We start from the raw sequence: 18,767 nt of genomic DNA on the forward strand, positions 1-18,767 counted from the left end.
TTCCTTGCTTCTCAAAAAATACAGGTCAGGTATAATCTTTTTTGGTTAAAAGTCTGAGCATAAAAAACAAAATTGAGTAACACTTGCAACATTGTTGCATAAAACTTAGTTTTGCAACAGAGTAGCATGTACAGACAATGACAAAAGAACGGAAACGGAATAGATTAACCAAAGGCTTGTTTCAGCGGGTAGGGGTGTCCCTGTTGCTGCTGTGTCTGTATTCTATCCCGGCCGTATTTGCTCAGCAGGCCCCCTGTGATTGTTTTGTAAAAGGAATAGTGCGCGACAAACACACAGGACAGCCTGTTGCCGGGGCTACCATAGCCCTACTCGGGGAAAATAAAGGAGTATTTACGGATAAAGACGGACGGTATCAGATCGAACGTCTGTGCCCCGGCCGGTACGAGCTGGAGTGCCGTATTATTGGGTACCAGCCTTTCAGCGAAACCATTGACCTTACCGCCGGGCACGAAGAAGACTTTGCGCTGACCGAAGATGAAATTCACCTGAAAGACGTAGAAATTACCGCTCACCGCACCGACGCCCCCAGCTCTCAACCACTAAGTACCCTAACCGGGCAGGACCTGGCCCGAACCCGTGGACAATCCCTGGCGGAAAGTCTGAGGGGTATTACAGGCGTTACTACTCTACAAACGGGCTCTTCCATTTCTAAACCTGTAATTCACGGCCTGCATAGCAATCGGGTACTGATCATGAACAACGGCGTGCGGCAGGAAGGCCAGCAGTGGGGCTCAGAACATGCTCCCGAAATTGACCCGTTTATCGCCACCCGGCTATCTGTAGTAAAAGGAGCCGCCGGTGTTCGGTACGGTTCTGATGCCATTGGAGGGGTAATTCTGGTGGAACCTGAGGAGCTGCCAATTGGCAAGCCAATCAGCGGCGAGTTTAATGCAGTGGGTTTTTCCAACGGTCGCCAGGGGGTCTTTTCCAGTACGTTACAGGGGGGTATAAAAGGTCTTAAGGAAGTAGGGTGGCGGGCGCAGGGTACCTTCAAGCGCGGCGGAAATATTCATACCCCCGATTACTTTCTGGCAAATACCGGTACCCGGGAGCGAAACTTTTCCCTGGCGGCGGGCTTTCGCCGGAAGGCTTTTGGGGCCGAAGTCTTTTTCAGCCATTTTGATACGCAGCTGGGTATATTTTCGGGAGCGCATATTGGTAGCGTTACGGATCTGCTACAGGTCATAGAAAGGGGCGAACCTTTTGTAAAAGGCAATTTTAGCTACGACATCGGTCGGCCCTTTCAGGACGTGGCTCATAACATGGTGAAGGGGGAGGCGCACTACCATTTTGCCGACGGGCACCGTATTCAGTGGGTGTCGGCCTGGCAGTACAACGACCGATCCGAGTTTGACTTGCACCGTCCGCGCAATGACTCGTTGGCGGGTCTCAACCGCCCCGAGCTGAACTTTCGCCTGACCACCTTTACCAACGACATTACCTGGGACCATAAGCCCATTGCCAATAAACTGGCCGGTCAGGTGGGCATAAGTACCCTGTACCAGTACAACCTCATGAGTGGCCGCCCGCTGATTCCCAACTTCGACCAGTGGAACGTTGGCTTGTTCCTGATTGAGCGGCTCGTGCAGGACGGCTGGGAGTGGGAGGCGGGTCTTCGGTACGACTACCGTTACCTGACCACCTACCGCCTTGTGAACCGGGTACCGCAAACCGACGAGTTCCGCTTCAGTAGTGCCTCGGGTACCCTGGGCGTTACCCGCTCTGTTAGCGAAAAACTATCGGCCCGGCTTAATGTAGGTACGGCCTGGCGGGCTCCTAATGTAAGTGAGTTGTTCAGTGATGGGGTACACCACGGTGCGGCGGCCTACGAAGAGGGAGACCGCACGCTACGGCCCGAGCAGGCTATCAATACCGTGGCGAGTGTGGCGTTTGATACTGACCGCTTCAATTGGGAAATAGGGGCGTACCATAATTACATAGCTCACTACATCTATCTTAAGCCGCAGCCGGAGCCAATCCTGACTATCAGGGGCGCTTTTCCCTACTTTCGTTACACCCAAACCGACGCCACCTTCACCGGAATTGACGCTTCGCTGGGTTGGAAGCTGTCGGGACGGTGGTCCTGGAAGAGCAAAGCCTCCTACCTGCGGGTGTACGACCAGCGCAACGAGCAGTACCTGGTTATGATCCCGCCCAACCGCTGGGACAATCAGCTGGCCTTTACCATAGGGAGAGCCGGAAAGTGGCAGGGGTTGTTTGTGTCGGCGGGGAACCTGTGGGTGGGTGAGCAGCGACGCGTACCCCTGAACAGTGATTTTGCGCCGCCGCCACCGGCTTATTCGCTGTGGAATATTATGGCGGGAGGTACTTTGGCTATCACCGCTAAACAACAGGTAGAGGTAGGCCTGACGGTACATAACCTGCTGGATACAAGGTACCGCGACTACCTGAACCGCTTCCGCTACTTCTCCGACGAAATGGGACGAAACATTTCTTTACGGCTGAAATGGCGGTTCGGAGCCTAAGACTGTACTACTTTTCTATAAAGCTTTTTATTCAAGTTAAACTGGTAATTTTTTAAACTAAATTTTGGTATGAACATGAATCGTAAATTGTTTGGATGGGGACTACTAATGGGGATGATGGTACTGCTGACCGATTGCCGCCGGGCCGATGATCCCGAACCACAGGACGAAAACGAACTCATAACTACGGTGCGCCTGCACTTTACCGAGCAGGGTACTACCACGGTCAATACCTTTGAGTACAAAGATCCCGATGGAGATGGTGGTAACGCTCCCACCCGTTTTGACCAGATAAGGCTCAAACCGAATACCACCTACAATATGACCGTTGAGATTCTGGACGAAAGTAAAAGTCCGGCTGAGAATATAACTGAGGAAATAGCCGAAGAGGCCGACGAGCATTTGATGGTGTATACGGCTACCCCCGCCAGCCTCCTGACTTATACCTACGGAGACAAGGACAGCCGTAATCAGCCCCTCGGGTTAACTGGTACCGCCCGCACGGGTGCTGCCGGTACGGGTACGCTGAAAGTACAACTACGCCACCAGCCACCGGTTAATGGTACCCCGGTAAAAAATGGCACTGCCGCCCCCGGTAGTGATGATATAAACCTGGATTTTGGACTGAGGGTAGAGTAGGGAAGTTAATTTTGAATGAGTGAATTGTGAATGATTGTAAAACGCATGCTGATGCCTATTCACTCAATCTATTATTCCCTCATTCAAAATTTAATTACAGGCCGGACAACGGCCCTGAATGAGCAGGTTAAGTTCGTTGGCGCGGTAGCCGTCGGGAAGTTGCACGGCCGGTATATGTACATTGGCCAGGCAGTTGGTCTGCCCGCATTGAATGCATTTAAAATGGATGTGGTCGTGGTGGTGGTCGTGCTCGGAGCAGTGGTCTTTGCACAGGGCGTAGCGGACGCCCTCATCGTCTAGTACCTTATGAATAATTCCTTTTTCCAGGAAGGTCTTCAGAGTCCGGTAAATGGTGACCCGGTCGAAACGTTCGCCCAGGTAGTTTTCAATATCTCCGTGCGAAAGGGCCACTTCCTTACTGAGAAAAGTATCCAGGATGTCCTCCCGGCAGGAAGTACTCCGCAGGTTGTGGTCTTTGAGGGTATCTTTTACAAAACTTTCCATACTCGTTAAGCCGGTGGTTCACCAGGTAAATTTACACTCTTCGTCTTAGTAATACTAAAAATAAGTGAAAAGGAGGGAGAGAATTAAACAATTAATAATGCAACATTGTTGCAGAAGATATAGTTTCCACCTACCTTTGTAGCTGATATGAAACCACAACCGATACATACACACGGAAGAGCCGATTACGTAGGGATTGCAGGATCGTTGCTTTGTATCGTACACTGCCTGCTGACCCCGGCCCTGGCCTTAGGTACCTCCCTGTCGGCCAGCCACCATGTCGTGGCGGGTTTTCTTCACCTCGACTACCTGTTTATACTGGTCAATGGCCTGGCCGTATTCTATGCTACACGCGAACACAAATTTCCGGTAGTAAAAGGGTTGCTCTGGCTGGCTTTCGGGCTGTTTGCTGTGTCGCTTCTATTTGAAAATCAGGCCTCTGCTTTTGTGTGGTTGGGGTACGTAGGCTCCGGTTTGCTGGTGGTGGGGCATGCTATTAACCTCCTGCTGTGTCGTCCCTGGCTGATGGCCCAGAAGTAAGCTACTTGTCGTATTCAACTTCGAAGCGGCTCAGGTCCGGCCTTTCCCGGCGTTTCCGCTGTACTTCGTACTCAAATATTGTTTTGCCCAGGTCCGCCATAAACGGAAATCCTACGCTTTCATATTCGTACTTGTCGTCGTTAAAAATTCCGTTTTCATTGCAGTAGATTACCGCCGATAACATAAACTCTACGCCCCGCTCAAAATCGACGATATAGGCATTGTCGAGCAGGTAGCCGTAGGCGTCACCCACTTTATTGAAACTACGGATGTGGCGCGGCGCGCGGCGCTTACTGGCGCCAAACAGCAAAAACTTGCAATAGCTGTCGTGGTAGTCTTCGGCATAGTGCTCCGGATAGCTGGTTTCCATAGGAAGCTGCGACATGTACCTGTACATAAACTCGTAGTCTTCGTCCGACAGGTCAAAGCGGCGCTGCGGCTCCACGCTCTGCGGAAACATAAGCGCCTTAAGTACCTCGTGCTGGTCTTCCAGGGCAAAAAAGTTTTTCTCCCTGAAGTCAAACGGTTCATTCACCGGCCTTTCTCCCTGCATGTACCCTTTTCCTCGCAGAATGGGCTCACTGGCGGTATAGCTTTTCCCCGAGTGGGCCAGCGGTTGCTCGTAGAGTACCTCTCCCTCTTTAAGGAATTTTACCGGATTGGTGTAGCGGTTATTTTCGGTACTCATGGGCAGCTGGAGCCGGTGCGCAATGCGGGTGTTAGTGTACCCCTTGGCCCGCATCGTTTCATTAAAATTTTCTTGTCCGATAAACTCATACAGCCGGTTAAAGGCGTCATTGTCGCTCACCAGCAGAATTTTCCGGGCGTAGTGGGCTACGGAGGGGAGGCCGTTTTCGGCGGTAGTATCCGTCAGGGTCTCCGTCTGTTCGGGGCGGGCGGCCCCGGTGAGCATGGGAGTGTACTTGTCCAGGCCAGGAACCCGCAGCTTATTCAGTTTTTCCATCGCTACCAGCACCGCGGGCAGCTTTACCGTACTGGCCGGATAAAAGTACCGTTCCGGGTTCAGGTTGTAGCGGTAAGTAGTAAAACTGGGTTCGTTTTTCTTGTTGCGGTCTATCCGCGTATACAGGACCTGTACGTCATATCGGGCTGGGTCGGCGAGTATTTTCTCAAAGCGCTCCGGGTACTTTTTAAGTAGTTTTTCCAGAAAAGCGTCTGTTTTGGGTTGGGCAGAAACCACCTGAAAAAAAATCATGGAAAGCAGGGGGGAGTAAATCAATACCCGGAGGTACAGCGGCCCGGGCGACCGGGTTGCGGTGGGGGTCGTACAGTTAGTACGGCATCCGGTGGTCCGGCATCCGGTGGTCCGGCACCCGGTGGTCCGGCACCCGGAAAGCAGCTTCAAAAACATACTGGTAACATTATCGGGGATTCTCTCTACAAAGTACTTTTAGGTTGGACACTACTTGAAAAGGCGGCTACCTCAGGCATTATCTTTCCCTATTTTCCAAAATACTTTAATCTGAAAGTAAGATAAATGTTTGGTGATTCCCTACTTTTAAAAAATTAATAGGAATTTTGGGCGCTGAAGACAGGGTGACCATTTTTGACGCGTGCCTAGTTGAAAATGTTTAAACGCCCCGTTTTAGTTAAAATAAGGGGGGCTTTGCCTTTCCTGTACATACCAAAGTCATTATATCATTCAATATTTGTTTACCAATGGATAAAAAAGAACTTCGTAGCCGTGGCTGGTTTGGAAAAACGGGAAAAGATGGATTCATCTATCGCGCCTGGATGAAGAATCAGGGCTTCCCCGCCGATGAGTTTGAAGGCCGGCCGGTCATAGGTATTTGCAATACTTTTTCAGAATTAACCCCCTGTAATGGCCACTTTCGCGAACTGGCCGAGTCGGTAAAGCGGGGGGTATGGGAAGCCGGGGGTTTTCCGCTTGAGTTTCCGGTGATGTCGCTGGGTGAAACGCTCATGAAGCCAACGGCTATGCTGTACCGTAACCTGGCCAGTATGGACGTAGAGGAGTCGATCCGGGCTAATCCGGTGGATGGGGTAGTACTGCTTTGTGGCTGTGATAAAACCACGCCCTCGCTGGTAATGGGTGCCTGTAGCGTCGATATTCCCAGTATTGTTGTGTCGGGCGGACCCATGCTGACTGGTCGCTACCGGGGCAAGAGCATTGGTACCAGCGACGTTTGGCGCTTCAGCGAAGCTTACCGGCAGGGCTTAATGTCACAAGACGAATTTACTACCTCGGAGGCTTGTATGTGCCGGAGCCAGGGCCACTGCGCCGTAATGGGTACGGCCTCAACTATGGCCTGTATGGTAGAGTCGCTTGGTTTGACCCTACCCGAAAACGCGGCCATTCCGGCGGCTGATTCAAGGCGGAAAGTAGCCGCGCACCTGTCGGGGCGGCGTATTGTGGAAATGGTCAAAGAAGACCTGCGCCTGTCGCAAATCCTGACCCGCGAGGCATTTGAAAATGCCATTCGGGTCAATGCCGCCATCGGGGGCTCTACCAACTTTGTAATTCACCTGCTGGCCATAGCCGGCCGGATTGGCGTTGAGCTGACCCTGGATGACTTTGATAAACTATCCAGAGACATACCCCTCCTGGTCAACCTGCAACCGTCGGGCGGGTACTTCATGGAAGACTTCTACTACGCCGGAGGGCTGCCGGTTGTCATAAAAGAAATGCTCTCCAGGCTGCACGGAGATATTATCACGGCCAGTGGTAAAACCGTAGCGGAAAACTGCGCCACCGCCGAGTGTTTTGACCCGGAAGTGATCGGTACTCTCGAAAAACCGGTAAAAGACCTGACCGGGCTGGCCGTGGTTCGGGGTAACCTGGCCGAAAACGGAGCCGTGCTGAAACCTTCGGCTTCGCTGAAGCCCGAACTGATGAAGCACCGGGGACGCGCGGTGGTTTTTGAAGATATTGACCACTACAAATCCCGCCTGGACGACCCCACCCTCGACATAGATGAGAACTCGGTTCTGGTGATGAAAAATGTGGGGCCTAAAGGGTACCCCGGTATGCCCGAAGTAGGTAACATGGGTATTCCGAAGCGCCTGCTCGAGCAGGGCGTTATGGACATGGTACGTATCTCGGACGGACGCATGAGTGGTACCGGCTTTGGTACTGTGGTGCTGCATGTATCGCCGGAAGCCGCCGTGGGTGGAATACTGGCCCTGGTGAAAGACGGCGATTATATTGAATTGGACGTGGAGGCTCGTCGCCTGCACCTGGACGTATCCGACGAAGAACTTGAGCGCCGCCGGGCCGACTGGAAACCGTTGGAAATGGGCTACGACCGGGGTTACGTGAATCTGTATATTAACCACGTTACCCAGTCGCACGAGGGTGCCGACCTGGACTTCCTGCGAGGCTGCTCGGGCGATAAGGTGACCCGCGATTCTCACTAAGCTGACCGGGCTGTCAGGTACTTAAAAGTCGTTTTCAAAGGTTCTGTCCGGGATCTTTGAAAACGACTTTTGGCAAAAGATATGTCCGTGTATCTAACAAATCGGCCCGGAGGCTGTATACATAGGAACAGTAGTACTTACTAAAATGAGGTACCTCTCCGGGTCTTTGAGCCAGGGGTACCTTTACATAAAATACTCTTTTATCTATGACTGATAAAGTTTTTAAAGACCAGGTAGCCATTGTTACTGGAGCCGGACAAGGCATTGGCTTTGAAATAGCACGACAACTGGCCAACCAGGGAGCCTGTATTGTACTGAATGACCTCGACGCTGAACTGGCCGAGCAGGCCGCCGCTGATATCCGGGAAGCGGATGGAAAGTGCATCGCCGTACCTGGCGACTCTTCCGACGAGGCCATAATCAATGACATGGTACAGGTGGCGGTGGATACCTACGGTCAGCTAACCATCGCGGTAGCCAACGCGGGCATTACTTTATTTGGCGATTTTTTTGAGTACAGGGCCGAAGACCTGCGCCGCGTGCTGGAAGTTAATATTATGGGTAGTTTTCTGCTTACCCAGGCGGCCGCCCGCCAAATGCGCAGGCAAAAGGGCAGTGGACGCATTCTGTTGATGTCATCGGTGGTGGGGCATCAGGCGCATCAGTACCTGGCTGCCTACGCCATGACCAAAGCCGGCCTCGAGATGCTGGCCAAAAACCTGGTGCTGGAGCTGTCGCCCTACGGAATTACCATCAACGCCGTGGCTCCGGGCGCTACTCTTACCGAGCGTACTTTACAGGAAGACCCGGAATACCCTAAAGTCTGGTCAGCCATTACGCCCATGGGGAGGCCCGCTATCCGCGAAGATATCGCCAATGCGGCTCTGTTTCTGCTTTCGCCCCTGTCGGGGCATATTACCGGACAAAGCCTGGTCGTGGACGGTGGCTGGACGGCTGTGAGTCCCCTGCCGGACCTGAGTAATATGAAGGTGAAGAAAGGGGATTAAAAATCGGTGTCGTCTTCCCCGAAAAGGTGTGCTTCCAGGTCTTCCACACCACCTTCTTTGGCGATGTACAATTCCCGCGGTTTGGCCGAGCGAACCGGTTTGACTTTCAGGAAAGTCTGGTATTGTGCCTCCGTAATGGTGCGGAGGGCCAGCGCCCGCTTAAGTACCACCGGGAAAGGTACCTTAAAAAAATCAGCAATATCAGCCGCCAGGAAAGGGGGGAGCTTGGTAATTCCTTCCCGAAAAAAACTACTTACATCGTCGGGTGAAAGAAGGGGCTCCACCACCAGGTACTCGGCGCGTGTTGCCAGGGAAGTCGGCTCCGTATAAGAAGTGTAAAGCCCCAGGGAAGCCGTAAGCAGACAGGCGTTGTAGTAGCGTTCGTTAATATCGGCCCGGGCATTCAGAAACACCCATCCTTTTTGTTGATAAATAGCCGAAAAGCCCACAAAGTCTTCGTCTACCTGGTGTAGCTGGGCTACCTTGATAATTTCAGGATACGGTAATTTATTGCCAATCTGCCGAATCATATCCTGCGCGGAGGAGATATCGGCTACTTCACCGGCCGGTTCAACCCGCCAGCGGCCTTGTACCAGCTCTTCAAAAAGTGCATCGGCCTTCACCTGACTTTCGGGTGGCCCCAGGTGCAACACAACCCGGTCGCCGCGGACGGAGTAGTCGAGTGGTAGCTGATTTTTGGGTTGCCGCTTAGCCATTTTCTGAACGCTTAGTTCCTTAATTGTTAATCAAATATACACGCTCGGGTAGTCTATGGCAAGAGTACCCCCTGATTTTATTGCCACTGTAAGGTGTTCAGCATCCGCATTAAATCTTGCTGGATATAGTCAATGACCGGGGCCAGCGAATCGTTTTTGGTAGCCGTTGGAAAATAGATAGCGCCCCGCAGGAAGTGCCGCGAGCTGTCGGTTGTATAAAACTGAAAAGGACTGGGTACATCACCTTCCAATTGAAAAAGGGTAGCCGTACGTCCGCTGCGGGTCTGGATGGTTTGTTCTTTTATCGAGGAGGCGCGAATCTGATGCTTTCCGGCCAGTTTGTAGGCATCGTCAATAAAGTCTTTCAACCGCTTGGGATCGTTTTTGATCTCCTTGTAGGTTAGCTGCACATTGGCCTTGAGTTGGGGGTAATGCACAAATATCCAATGGGGTTCGGCGTCGGCAAAAGTATCCGGCAGGATGGTGGCGTGCCGGGAATACATAAAGTTATAGGGGTGTCTTTCGGTTAACGGCTGGTAGCTATGGGAAGGTAAAGCCAGCCTGTTGTATCCCTTTGGTTTGGGTACGTAGGTCTGGTCGGACGACTGACAGGCACTCACCAACAGCAGGAATGAGAACGCGCCAACCAATACAAGGGTACTAAACAATGAACGCATGGAGGTTGTACAAAATAGCGTGAGTCAAATCAAAAAGCACAGGTATACATCAGCAAAGCTAACGAAATAGGGTAAAGAATATTTTCAGCAATGCAAATAGGCTGTATTGCTGAACGTCAGAGGGCCGGGAATAGCTCCGTAAACCAGTTAAAATTATTGGCCCGATAAGTGAATATTCGGAATGATTGTAATGCTCAAAGCACAGCGATACAAAAAAGAAGGCCCCCTTTAGAGGACCTTCCTTATATTCTATACTTAAAAATAAATCGACTACTCAACAGTCACTGATTTGGCCAGGTTGCGGGGCTGGTCCACGTTACGGCCACGCATGACGGCCACGTAGTAGGAGAGCAGCTGCAAAGGGATCACCGACAGCAACGGGACCAGAATATCGTGCGTACGCGGAATTTCAATGACAAAATCCACCATATCCTTTATGAGTGTATCGCCTTCGGTTACGATGGCGATAACCCGGCCCTTGCGGGCTTTTACTTCCTGAATGTTGGACACGATTTTCTCGTAAGAGCTGTCTTTGGTAGCCAGGAAGACTACCGGCATGTCCTCATCAATAAGCGCGATGGGGCCGTGCTTCATTTCGGCGGCCGGGTATCCTTCGGCGTGAATGTAGGAGATTTCTTTCAGCTTGAGCGCCCCTTCCAGCGCCACGGGGAAGTTCAGCCCCCGGCCCAGGTAGATGAAGTTGCGGGAATAGGTAAAAATGGAGGCAATCTCCTTTATTTTAGCGGCGCTTTCCAGTACCTTTTTTACTTTTTCCGGAATATTTTCCAGCTCAATGAGCAGCTGCCGGTAGAGGTCCTCGGATATGGTACCCTTGCGTTTGGCGGCTTCAATGGCCATGAGAGTAAGTACCGTCACCTGCGCCGTAAAGGCCTTGGTACTGGCTACCCCTATTTCGGGGCCGGCGTGGGTATAGGCACCCGCGTGGGTAGCGCGCGGAATAGACGAGCCTACTACGTTACACACCCCAAAAATAGTAGCGCTTTTGGACTTGGCCAGTTCAATGGCAGCCAGGGTATCGGCGGTTTCACCCGACTGGGAAATAGCGATGACAATATCATTTTCCCGAATAACCGGATTGCGGTACCTGAACTCCGATGCGTATTCCACTTCGACGTTAATGCGGGCCAGTTCCTCAAAAATATACTCCGCTACCAGTCCGGCGTGCCAGGAGGTACCACAGCCAATAATGACGACCCGACCGGCGGCGGCCAGCTTGTCCATGTGGTTGCGCAGGCCACCTAGCTGAAGGTGTCCATCTTCTGCCCTGACCCGCCCGCGCATGCTGTCGCAGATCGAGCGGGGTTGCTCAAATATTTCCTTTAGCATGAAGTGCTCATAGCCTCCTTTCTCAATGGCTTCCAGTTCCAGTTCCAGCTTATGGATATAGGGCGTTTTCTGAACGTTGTCCAGGCTAAGGATATTCAGTTCGTTGTCGCGCACAACGGCGATCTCGTAGTCGTCGAGGTACACTACGTCTTTGGTATACTCAATGATTGGCGTAGCGTCAGAAGCAAAAAAGAATTCATTTATTCCAATCCCAATCACCAGCGGGCTTCCCTTGCGGGCAGCAATCAGTTGGGTCGGGTTTTCTTCGGTCATGATGACAATCGCATAGGCGCCTACCACTTCCTGTAAAGCCAGCCGAACGGCTTCTTCCAGCGACTTGCCGGTTTCCTTTCTAACGTCCTCAATAAAATGGATCAGTACCTCCGAGTCGGTCTGGCTCTTGAATACGTGCCCTTTTTGCTGGAGCTTCTGCTTAATGGTGGCGTAGTTTTCAATAATACCGTTGTGAATGATAGCCAGCTTGCCGTCATCGGAGTAGTGGGGGTGGGCATTGATATCGTTGGGTTCGCCGTGGGTGGCCCAGCGGGTATGGCCCATGCCTATTTTAGCGGTCAGTTCTTTGTCGGCCAGTTCGGCTTTCAGGTCAGAAACTTTACCTTTTTTCTTGTAAACGTTCAATCCATGACCATTGAGCAGAGCCACCCCGGAACTGTCATAGCCGCGGTATTCAAGGCGTTGTAAGCCTTTAATAACTAATGGGTAAGCTTCTCTATGTCCTACGTATGCAACAATTCCACACATATATTTATTAAATTAATTTAAGAATAAGTCTTTGGAAAGTACAAATAAAGGTAATTGACAGTTCTGCCCCAAACCGTTAAATAAAAAAACCGGCAATAGATAAATTGCCGGTTTTGGGTAAGAACTTTCAATCAGGGTTATTCCCTGGCCACGGTATAAAACACAATTAGTTTCACGTCTTCCGGTTTATTACCAACTACCATTCGGCTGATTCGGTTATTCAATTGTGATTCAAAACGAGTACCCGCCTGTCCCAGCGACTGCGTATAAACGGGTGTTAACAAAAAGCTGTTGTTCTTTTTATTACCGGTCAATATGGCCTGAAGCTGGGTGGTAAGATAAAAGGTAAAGTCTTTGCTGACGGTATTATAGGGGGCAACATATGGGGCAACCGGTGAGGTATTATAGCCGAATTCGTCCGAGTTTACAACAAGTTCAAAGCCGGCATTCCGCTTGATTTGATTAGTGAAATCGGTTTCGAGCAGTACCAGGTTTATGGGCAGCGTAATGCCGGGCTGGTTAAAGCTTAAATCTGGTTTAATTGTAAGCTGAGCCCTGTTAATGGCCGTTGGTCCGTTGCCTTTGAGGGAGTTCAGGTAGGGTATTTCAATTTTGGTCATAATTCCCAGGGCGTCCTGCACATACGTGTAGCCATTGGTTGACGCGGCAGGAATAGGCTGTAAAGGTTTAATGCCTGCCAGCGGAGTGCCGGTGCGGTCGGCCGTGACGCGGTTGAAACCGGCACGGTAAGTACCACCAGTTGCCAGGGGCAGGTTGGCTTCCAGGGAGTAGGCTTTTGCCACCGAATCGGCGGAAGTATTGTGATAATAGACCTGTAGCAAAAGCCCCTTAGTACCCGGAATACCCAGAATGGCAGTATTGTTCTGGCCAGGTACTAAGGCTAATCCTTTTAAAACGCCGTGAATTTTATCGTTTGTCTGGTTGGAAGAAGTGGAAAGCAGCGTGAACAACTCTCTTCCCAGGTCATTGGACAACCGCATACGAACAGTACCTTCGGCAAAAGGGCGGGCATTAAATGTTTTTTCGCCCAAAGGGGTACTTTCATAGGCTACCCTGCTGGTATTATAGTAGGTAGTTGTCCGGGAAAGATCTTCGGTGAGCCGGTGTACGGCAATGGTCTGGGCGGGCAGTGTATCGCCGTAAGTATAGCCATAGGCCATCAGCAGCACCAGAGAGTCATAGCGGGCGGCACCCGTAAACTCTACCGGGGTGGCAGAGGCGGTATTTACCCAGAAATGACTCGAAGCAGTAACTTCGCCAAATAAGGGGTCTTTGTACTTACCCACCAGGAATATATCGGGGTTGCCGGTACGTACCGAATCGGCCAGTACAGTGGAGGTGCGGACGGTAAGTGTGTCGGTATAGTAGGTTCCTACGGGAGAAAGGGGAGTGAGGCCAATGTCTTTGGGAGGATCACAAGACGCTAAAAGGGTGGTCAGCAAGACCACCCCCAGGGCAAAGGATTTAGCTAACCAGGTCGTTATACAGGTTGTAGTACGCTTCTGAAAAATTGTTGACTTCTTCGACAAGGTCGACACGTTTGGGTGAATCATTAAAAATTTGGTTTAAACTACCGCTAATTGTTTCGTCGGCTTTCAAAACAGCATCAGCGTAAGCGCATCCGAGCTTTACAAAACCTTCAAAATCTGCTGAGTTAAGATGGGCCAGGGCTTCGTCACTTACGTCCATAGCTTTGGCCTTGTTCAGCAAATCCGCATCAAATTTATAATTGAAAGCGTTATTATGCACAGTAAATACGCTTTTTGTATCCTTAAACATGGGGTCATTCCGGTAGGTAGTCTTCAGATACATCGGTATCAGGGAAGTCATCCAGTCGTTACAATGCACAATATCAGGGGCCCAGCCCAATTTTTTGACAGTTTCCAGTACTCCCTTGCAGAAGAAGATGGCCCGCTCGTCGTTGTCGTCAAAAAAGTTGTCGTCTTTGTCAAAGAAAACGGATTTCCGGTGGAAATAGTCTTCATTATCTATGAAATATACCTGCAGTTTGGCATTTGGAATAGAAGCAACTTTAATAATGAGCGGTTTCTCTTCGTCGCCTACCGTGATATTGATGCCAGACAGACGGACAACTTCATGAAGTCGGTTCTTACGTTCGTTGATGAGACCAAAGCGGGGGACAAGAATTCTGATTTCAGCACCTCGTTCTTGCATTGCCTGGGGGAGCCTTCTTACATAATCGGCAACGTCTGTAGTTTGGAGGAAGGGGTTAATTTCACTAGCGACATACAAAATTCGTAGTTTGTCCATAGACTTTCTAAACTGTTTGTGAAGATAAGATTTGCAAAATTATACAAAAAAAAACCGACTTTCAATAAATTATGCCAACTAATTGTAATATTGTGCAGAGTTTGGCCTATCCTGTGCCTTTCCATTTGTATTCGAAATAACCCCGGGTCGGTTGTGCCTTGCCTCCTCTTAGTATAGTACAAATTTTGTTTATTGCCTCCCGGTTACTATTCTGTTCTTTCAATCTTTTATAAATGCAAGTTTTCTCCTCTGTTACCGAGTTGCGGTCATACCTGGCGGCCCGACGTAGCGACGCCCGACGTAGCGAAAAAAAGACCATAGGCCTGGTACCTACCATGGGTGCGCTGCACGAGGGACACCTGGCTTTGATTGAGGCTTCGCGGCAGACCAACGACATCACCGGGTGCAGCATTTTTGTTAATCCTATTCAATTTAATAACCAGGAAGACCTCGCTAAGTACCCCCGCACGCTTGAGCAGGACTGCGCCCTGCTGGACCGGGCCGGCTGCGACTTTGTGTTTGCGCCCTCGGCCGACGACATGTACCCTAAGGCGCCGTCGCTGGTGCTGAACTTCGGACCCTTGGAGTCGGTGATGGAAGGGGCTTTTCGTCCCGGACATTTTAACGGCGTAGGTATAGTGGTGGCCCGGTTGTTTAATATTGTACATCCGGACCGGGCTTATTTCGGGCAGAAAGATTTACAGCAGGTGGCTGTCGTAAGGCAGTTGGTGGAGGACCTGGCGTTTCAGTTGGAAGTAGTACCCTGCCCAACGCTACGCGAAGCGGATGGGCTGGCCTTATCGTCGCGCAATCGTCGCCTGAGCCCGGAGGAGCGAGCCCTGGCCCCGCAGCTGTACCAGGTACTTACGGAAGCCAAAGAAAGGCTGCTGAGGGGGGAGCGGGTAGCGGAGGCGAAACAGTTTGTACAGGATTACCTGGCAGCTATACCGGCTTTCCGGCTCGAGTACTTTGAGGTAGTCCACAGTGTAACCATGCAGCCCCTTGAAGCGGTCAAGCCCGGACATACCGCGCTTTGTATTGCCGCCTACCTCGGGCCGGTACGGCTAATTGATAACGTAGTGTTCTGAAGCTGGCCTGAGTACCTTACATGAGCCCGGACACTGGTACTTAGCAAGAATAAAAAAGAAAGCCCCCGGCCGGTTAGGGTCGGGGGCTTTTACGGTTACGGCAGAAGTGCCTATACCAGCTTCCAGTTGCCGCGGTACTGACGCTTTACAAACTGGTTGGCTTCGTCGAAGTTAGTTACCTTCATGTTCTTACCATCCCACAGCATCTTCTTACGACCCGGATACGAGAAGCCCCGTCCGTCGGCATTAGGAGTGCGCAAGTTGTAGCTACGGATAGCCAGGTTACCCATAATCACTGTTTCGGTAAGCGGACCGGCGTAGTCAAACGACGACGTCAGTTCTTTGTGCTCCTTGCTGTTAAAACCAGCCTTACAGGCGTCGGTCCAGGCTACCTGGTGGCCAAACTCCGGCATGGAGGTATACTTGTTGGTAAAGCTGTCTTTCGGCATTTCTATTTTGGTGCCGTTTTTCAGGTAAATCTTAGGATTGATACCGTAGGTGGCGCAGGTCATTACCCCTTTATCACCAATGAGCATGGCTCCGTTGCTGCTGTCCGCTTCGCCCAGCGGCTCGTTGGCCGGAATCCACTCGGGATGGAACGGACGCAAACCTCCGTCGTGCCATATCATTGTTACCTCCGACTTGTTTTTGGCGGTAGCGGGAAATTTGAGCTGCACACGCGAGGAAGGAGGACATCCTTCGGGAATATACTCGGGAGTCCAGTCTTTGATGAACACCTGTCCTACGCTGGCTTCTACCTCAGTCGGATAACCCAGACCAAGTACCCGGAAGGGAGGGTCAATCAGGTGGCAACCCATGTCACCAAGGGCACCGGTACCGAAGTTCCACCAGCCACGCCATTTGAAGGGGTGCCAGGCCGGGCTGTAATCTACCCAGTCGGCGGTACCAATCCACAGATCCCAATCAATATCCTGGGGAACATCGGCCTTGGAAGTAGGTACGGGTATACCCTGGGGCCACACGGGGCGGTTGGTCCATACCTGTACTTCTTTTACAGTACCAATGAGGCCCTTGTTGAACCAGTCCATCATCTGGCGCTGTCCGGGGTTAGAGGCACCCTGGTTACCCATCTGGCTTACTACTTTGTATTTACGAGCCGCCTCAGTCAGCATACGGGCTTCGTAGATATCGTGGGTCAGGGGTTTCTGCACGTACACGTGTTTACCCAACTGCATGGCAGCCATGGCAATAACCGCGTGCTGATGGTCGGCCGTCGATACCGTTACGGCATCGATGCCTTTGCCCATTTCGTCAAACATAACCCGGAAGTCTTTGTACTTCTTGGCGTTAGGGTGTTTTTCAAAATTGCGCTTACCCTGAATCCAGTCTACGTCACAGAGGGCTACCATGTTTTCGGCACCGTTGTTCCAGGCATTATTGGTATCCGAAAAACCCTTTCCGCCGATACCAATACCCGCGATGTTCAATTTATCGCTGGGGGCACGGTACCCTTTTCCCAGCACGTGACGGGGAACGATAAAGAATGTTCCTACTGCGGCTGCCGCACCTTTCTGCAGGAAATCGCGGCGTGTTACACCGCTCGTTTCAACTTTCTTACTCATTATGGCTTTGATTAAAAATATGTAAAGGGTCAAGTTTCCAACTGTAAAAGTACAGAGGTTCTTTATAATACTTGATTTGCAGTCCTTTTATTATTCTATTAAAGATTGAATTGCTTACATCGTCAATTTCCTTTTCGTAGTTCTTATAAACTTTTCAAGGTCATTCTTATAGTCGGTGAAAGGACTATAGCCGGTTCTTCCCATCACCTGCTCGTTCAGGTAGGAGTTCTCCATTAATTCCCCCGTCAGGACATTAAAAGGGCGGCGCATGTACATTTTCTCAACCGGGATATCCGACCACAACGGCGAGTAGTACATACAGTCTTTAAAGAAGTAATGGGTTACCTGGCTGTGCCGGGTACGGCCCGGCTGCAGGATAGGCTCCCCCCCGTGAAACAGATTAGCCGACCAGATCAGAGCTTGCCCTTTTTTGACTTTGAAAACCTGTTTTTTCTGCCCGGTAGCTTCCATCAGGTTCTTTACAAACTTTTCGTACTCGAGGTACTGGTTGTAGTGGCCTACGTCATTGGAACCTTTTAAACCAATATCGGACATATCGTAAAACGGAAGCTTATGGCTACCCGGATAGTAGTGCAGTGGCCCGTTGTTTTCGTCAGTATCTTCCAGGGCTACCCAAACGCCACACATAAAGCGCTGCGGTACCGAGTAAAAATGGATGGCATCGCTATGGGTTTTTTGCTGCGAACCTACGTGGAAATTGAGGGTTTGAAAGGGAAAGGGCTCCCGCCGGTAGAGTAAACGCAGCATATCCATTACTTTCGCACAGCCGGCGACCTCTTTCACCAGGGGCGTTATTTTCCAGGCATCCTGAAGGCGCGGTTCATTGAAGTGGGGCTGCAGGAGTTCAATAATGCGGTCGAAGGTACTTTCGGGCAGGCCGGTGTCAATAATAAGGTACCCCTGCTCGGCATATTGCCGTACTTGTTGTTTGGTGGCTTCATCCAGAGACGAAGCTTCAAGCTCTTTTTCAAAGAAAGGAGAATCTACCCAGGGTAGATTCATCTGGTAGGTAGTGGTACTCATAGGACTCGTATGTAAATGGTGAAAGATATGATATATTTAGGACTATAAATTTATGATAATCAAATAGATTAAAAACCAAAAAGTTCAGAATATTATTCAATGGCAGGCCGGGAACCCCGGGACGCGAAGCGGTGTTTTGATGGGTGAGTACAAATGCCCTACCTTTGCGCAGGCAAGTACCACCTACCTGATAGGGAATTTTCGTACGCTCATTAACCTACTTTTTGATTGATGCAGATTACATTGATGAAGTCGAAGATCCACCGGGTCAAAGTAACGCAGGCCGAGCTGAACTACGTCGGAAGCATTACGATAGACGAGGACCTGATGGACGCGGCGGGTATTTTTGAACATGAGCAAGTCCATATTGTTAATAATAATAACGGCGAGCGCCTGGTTACCTACGTCATAAAAGGGGAGCGTGGCACGGGTACTATCTGTCTGAATGGCGCTGCTGCCCGCAAGGCGCAGGTAGGGGACATTATTATCATTATCACCTACGCCAGCATGACGCCCGAGGAAGCCAAAGACTATAAACCTAAAGTAGTGTTTCCGGACGATGCCAACCGGCTGGTACACTAAAACAGAGCAAAGCTTATACGAATTTATAAAAGCAGACCGCGACAATGTTAGGAAATTGTCCGTTGTCTGCTTTTTTTTGC

At 50.8% G+C, this 18,767-nt stretch carries 16 protein-coding genes; 7 read left to right on the plus strand and 9 right to left on the minus strand.

All coding sequences use genetic code 11. The features are described from left to right. Window positions 1-137 precede the first annotated feature (137 nt). Both VGN67_RS11565 and VGN67_RS11570 read left to right on the plus strand, forming a co-directional pair. Window positions 138-2,507 (plus strand): TonB-dependent receptor, encoded by a 2,370-nt coding sequence (locus VGN67_RS11565; RefSeq protein ID WP_327486984.1) that lies wholly within the window; start codon window positions 138-140, stop codon window positions 2,505-2,507. A gap of 69 nt (window positions 2,508-2,576) precedes the next feature. Beyond that, window positions 2,577-3,146 carry a hypothetical protein gene (locus tag VGN67_RS11570; RefSeq protein ID WP_327486985.1) on the plus strand — a complete coding sequence of 190 codons (570 nt, stop codon included), beginning with the start codon at window positions 2,577-2,579 and terminating at the stop codon, window positions 3,144-3,146. A 90-nt stretch (window positions 3,147-3,236) separates the two neighbouring features. On the opposite strand, the gene VGN67_RS11575 is transcribed toward VGN67_RS11570, so the two are convergent. Further along, a complete protein-coding gene (locus tag VGN67_RS11575) occupies window positions 3,237-3,650 on the minus strand; it encodes a Fur family transcriptional regulator (RefSeq protein WP_327486986.1) in 414 nt (137 codons plus the stop codon). A gap of 147 nt (window positions 3,651-3,797) precedes the next feature. On the opposite strand from VGN67_RS11575, the gene VGN67_RS11580 reads away from it, so the two are divergent. Continuing rightward, window positions 3,798-4,190: a MerC domain-containing protein gene (locus VGN67_RS11580; protein WP_327486987.1), complete on the plus strand. Its 393-nt coding sequence runs from the start codon at window positions 3,798-3,800 to the stop codon at window positions 4,188-4,190. Window position 4,191: 1 nt separating this feature from the next. On the opposite strand, the gene VGN67_RS11585 is transcribed toward VGN67_RS11580, so the two are convergent. Continuing rightward, window positions 4,192-5,556, minus strand: a complete 1,365-nt coding sequence (locus VGN67_RS11585) for a serine hydrolase (protein WP_327486988.1) — start codon at window positions 5,554-5,556, stop codon at window positions 4,192-4,194. 314 nt (window positions 5,557-5,870) lie between these two features. Here VGN67_RS11585 and VGN67_RS11590 point away from each other — a divergent pair, with 314 nt between their 5' ends. Then, window positions 5,871-7,589, plus strand: coding sequence for an IlvD/Edd family dehydratase (locus VGN67_RS11590; protein WP_327486989.1), 1,719 nt, complete (start codon window positions 5,871-5,873; stop codon window positions 7,587-7,589). A 206-nt stretch (window positions 7,590-7,795) separates the two neighbouring features. Further along, window positions 7,796-8,596, plus strand: a complete 801-nt coding sequence (locus VGN67_RS11595; RefSeq protein WP_327486990.1) for an SDR family oxidoreductase — start codon at window positions 7,796-7,798, stop codon at window positions 8,594-8,596. On the opposite strand, the gene VGN67_RS11600 is transcribed toward VGN67_RS11595, so the two are convergent. From VGN67_RS11600 to VGN67_RS11620, 5 genes are all read right to left on the minus strand, one after another. Further along, window positions 8,593-9,312 carry a hypothetical protein gene (locus VGN67_RS11600; protein ID WP_327486991.1) on the minus strand — a complete coding sequence of 240 codons (720 nt, stop codon included), beginning with the start codon at window positions 9,310-9,312 and terminating at the stop codon, window positions 8,593-8,595. The genes VGN67_RS11595 and VGN67_RS11600 overlap by 4 nt on opposite strands. A 77-nt stretch (window positions 9,313-9,389) precedes the next feature. Next, entirely contained in the window at window positions 9,390-9,989 is a 600-nt protein-coding gene (gene gldD, locus VGN67_RS11605) for a gliding motility lipoprotein GldD (RefSeq protein ID WP_327486992.1), read from the minus strand. 270 nt (window positions 9,990-10,259) lie between these two features. Next, window positions 10,260-12,098: a glutamine--fructose-6-phosphate transaminase (isomerizing) gene (gene glmS / locus VGN67_RS11610; RefSeq protein ID WP_327486993.1), complete on the minus strand. Its 1,839-nt coding sequence runs from the start codon at window positions 12,096-12,098 to the stop codon at window positions 10,260-10,262. Between the two features lie 137 nt (window positions 12,099-12,235). Continuing rightward, window positions 12,236-13,672, minus strand: a complete 1,437-nt coding sequence (locus VGN67_RS11615; protein ID WP_327486994.1) for a DUF4270 family protein — start codon at window positions 13,670-13,672, stop codon at window positions 12,236-12,238. Further along, window positions 13,584-14,390 carry a glycogen/starch synthase gene (locus VGN67_RS11620; RefSeq protein WP_327486995.1) on the minus strand — a complete coding sequence of 269 codons (807 nt, stop codon included), beginning with the start codon at window positions 14,388-14,390 and terminating at the stop codon, window positions 13,584-13,586. Before VGN67_RS11620 ends, VGN67_RS11615 begins: the two co-directional genes overlap by 89 nt. Before the next feature lie 233 nt (window positions 14,391-14,623). Between VGN67_RS11620 and panC the strand changes: the two genes are divergently transcribed. Further along, on the plus strand, window positions 14,624-15,478 hold the full coding sequence (gene panC, locus VGN67_RS11625; RefSeq protein ID WP_327486996.1) for a pantoate--beta-alanine ligase: 855 nt from the start codon (window positions 14,624-14,626) through the stop codon (window positions 15,476-15,478). Window positions 15,479-15,588: 110 nt separating this feature from the next. On the opposite strand, the gene VGN67_RS11630 is transcribed toward panC, so the two are convergent. Continuing rightward, the gene (locus VGN67_RS11630; protein WP_327486997.1) at window positions 15,589-17,061 is read right to left on the minus strand and encodes a Gfo/Idh/MocA family oxidoreductase; all 1,473 of its coding nucleotides are present in this window, start codon (window positions 17,059-17,061) and stop codon (window positions 15,589-15,591) included. 114 nt (window positions 17,062-17,175) lie between these two features. Then, window positions 17,176-18,105, minus strand: a complete 930-nt coding sequence (locus VGN67_RS11635) for a phytanoyl-CoA dioxygenase family protein (protein WP_327486998.1) — start codon at window positions 18,103-18,105, stop codon at window positions 17,176-17,178. A gap of 231 nt (window positions 18,106-18,336) precedes the next feature. Here VGN67_RS11635 and panD point away from each other — a divergent pair, with 231 nt between their 5' ends. Then, on the plus strand, window positions 18,337-18,687 hold the full coding sequence (panD, locus tag VGN67_RS11640; protein ID WP_327486999.1) for an aspartate 1-decarboxylase: 351 nt from the start codon (window positions 18,337-18,339) through the stop codon (window positions 18,685-18,687). Window positions 18,688-18,767: the final 80 nt, after the last annotated feature.

This window comes from Telluribacter sp. (assembly GCF_035998675.1).
Taxonomy (GTDB): Bacteria; Bacteroidota; Bacteroidia; order Cytophagales; family Spirosomataceae; genus Telluribacter.

Coding starts and splice junctions, on each gene's coding strand:
- VGN67_RS11565 (WP_327486984.1), top strand. CDS start 138: ATGACAAAAGAACGGAAACGGAATAGATTAACCAAAGGCTTGTTTCAG.
- VGN67_RS11570 (WP_327486985.1), top strand. CDS start 2,577: ATGAACATGAATCGTAAATTGTTTGGATGGGGACTACTAATGGGGATG.
- VGN67_RS11575 (WP_327486986.1), bottom strand. CDS start 3,650: ATGGAAAGTTTTGTAAAAGATACCCTCAAAGACCACAACCTGCGGAGT.
- VGN67_RS11580 (WP_327486987.1), top strand. CDS start 3,798: ATGAAACCACAACCGATACATACACACGGAAGAGCCGATTACGTAGGG.
- VGN67_RS11590 (WP_327486989.1), top strand. CDS start 5,871: ATGGATAAAAAAGAACTTCGTAGCCGTGGCTGGTTTGGAAAAACGGGA.
- VGN67_RS11595 (WP_327486990.1), top strand. CDS start 7,796: ATGACTGATAAAGTTTTTAAAGACCAGGTAGCCATTGTTACTGGAGCC.
- VGN67_RS11600 (WP_327486991.1), bottom strand. CDS start 9,312: ATGGCTAAGCGGCAACCCAAAAATCAGCTACCACTCGACTACTCCGTC.
- gldD (WP_327486992.1), bottom strand. CDS start 9,989: ATGCGTTCATTGTTTAGTACCCTTGTATTGGTTGGCGCGTTCTCATTC.
- glmS (WP_327486993.1), bottom strand. CDS start 12,098: ATGTGTGGAATTGTTGCATACGTAGGACATAGAGAAGCTTACCCATTA.
- VGN67_RS11615 (WP_327486994.1), bottom strand. CDS start 13,672: ATGATTCACCCAAACGTGTCGACCTTGTCGAAGAAGTCAACAATTTTT.
- VGN67_RS11620 (WP_327486995.1), bottom strand. CDS start 14,390: ATGGACAAACTACGAATTTTGTATGTCGCTAGTGAAATTAACCCCTTC.
- panC (WP_327486996.1), top strand. CDS start 14,624: ATGCAAGTTTTCTCCTCTGTTACCGAGTTGCGGTCATACCTGGCGGCC.
- VGN67_RS11630 (WP_327486997.1), bottom strand. CDS start 17,061: ATGAGTAAGAAAGTTGAAACGAGCGGTGTAACACGCCGCGATTTCCTG.
- VGN67_RS11635 (WP_327486998.1), bottom strand. CDS start 18,105: ATGAGTACCACTACCTACCAGATGAATCTACCCTGGGTAGATTCTCCT.
- panD (WP_327486999.1), top strand. CDS start 18,337: ATGCAGATTACATTGATGAAGTCGAAGATCCACCGGGTCAAAGTAACG.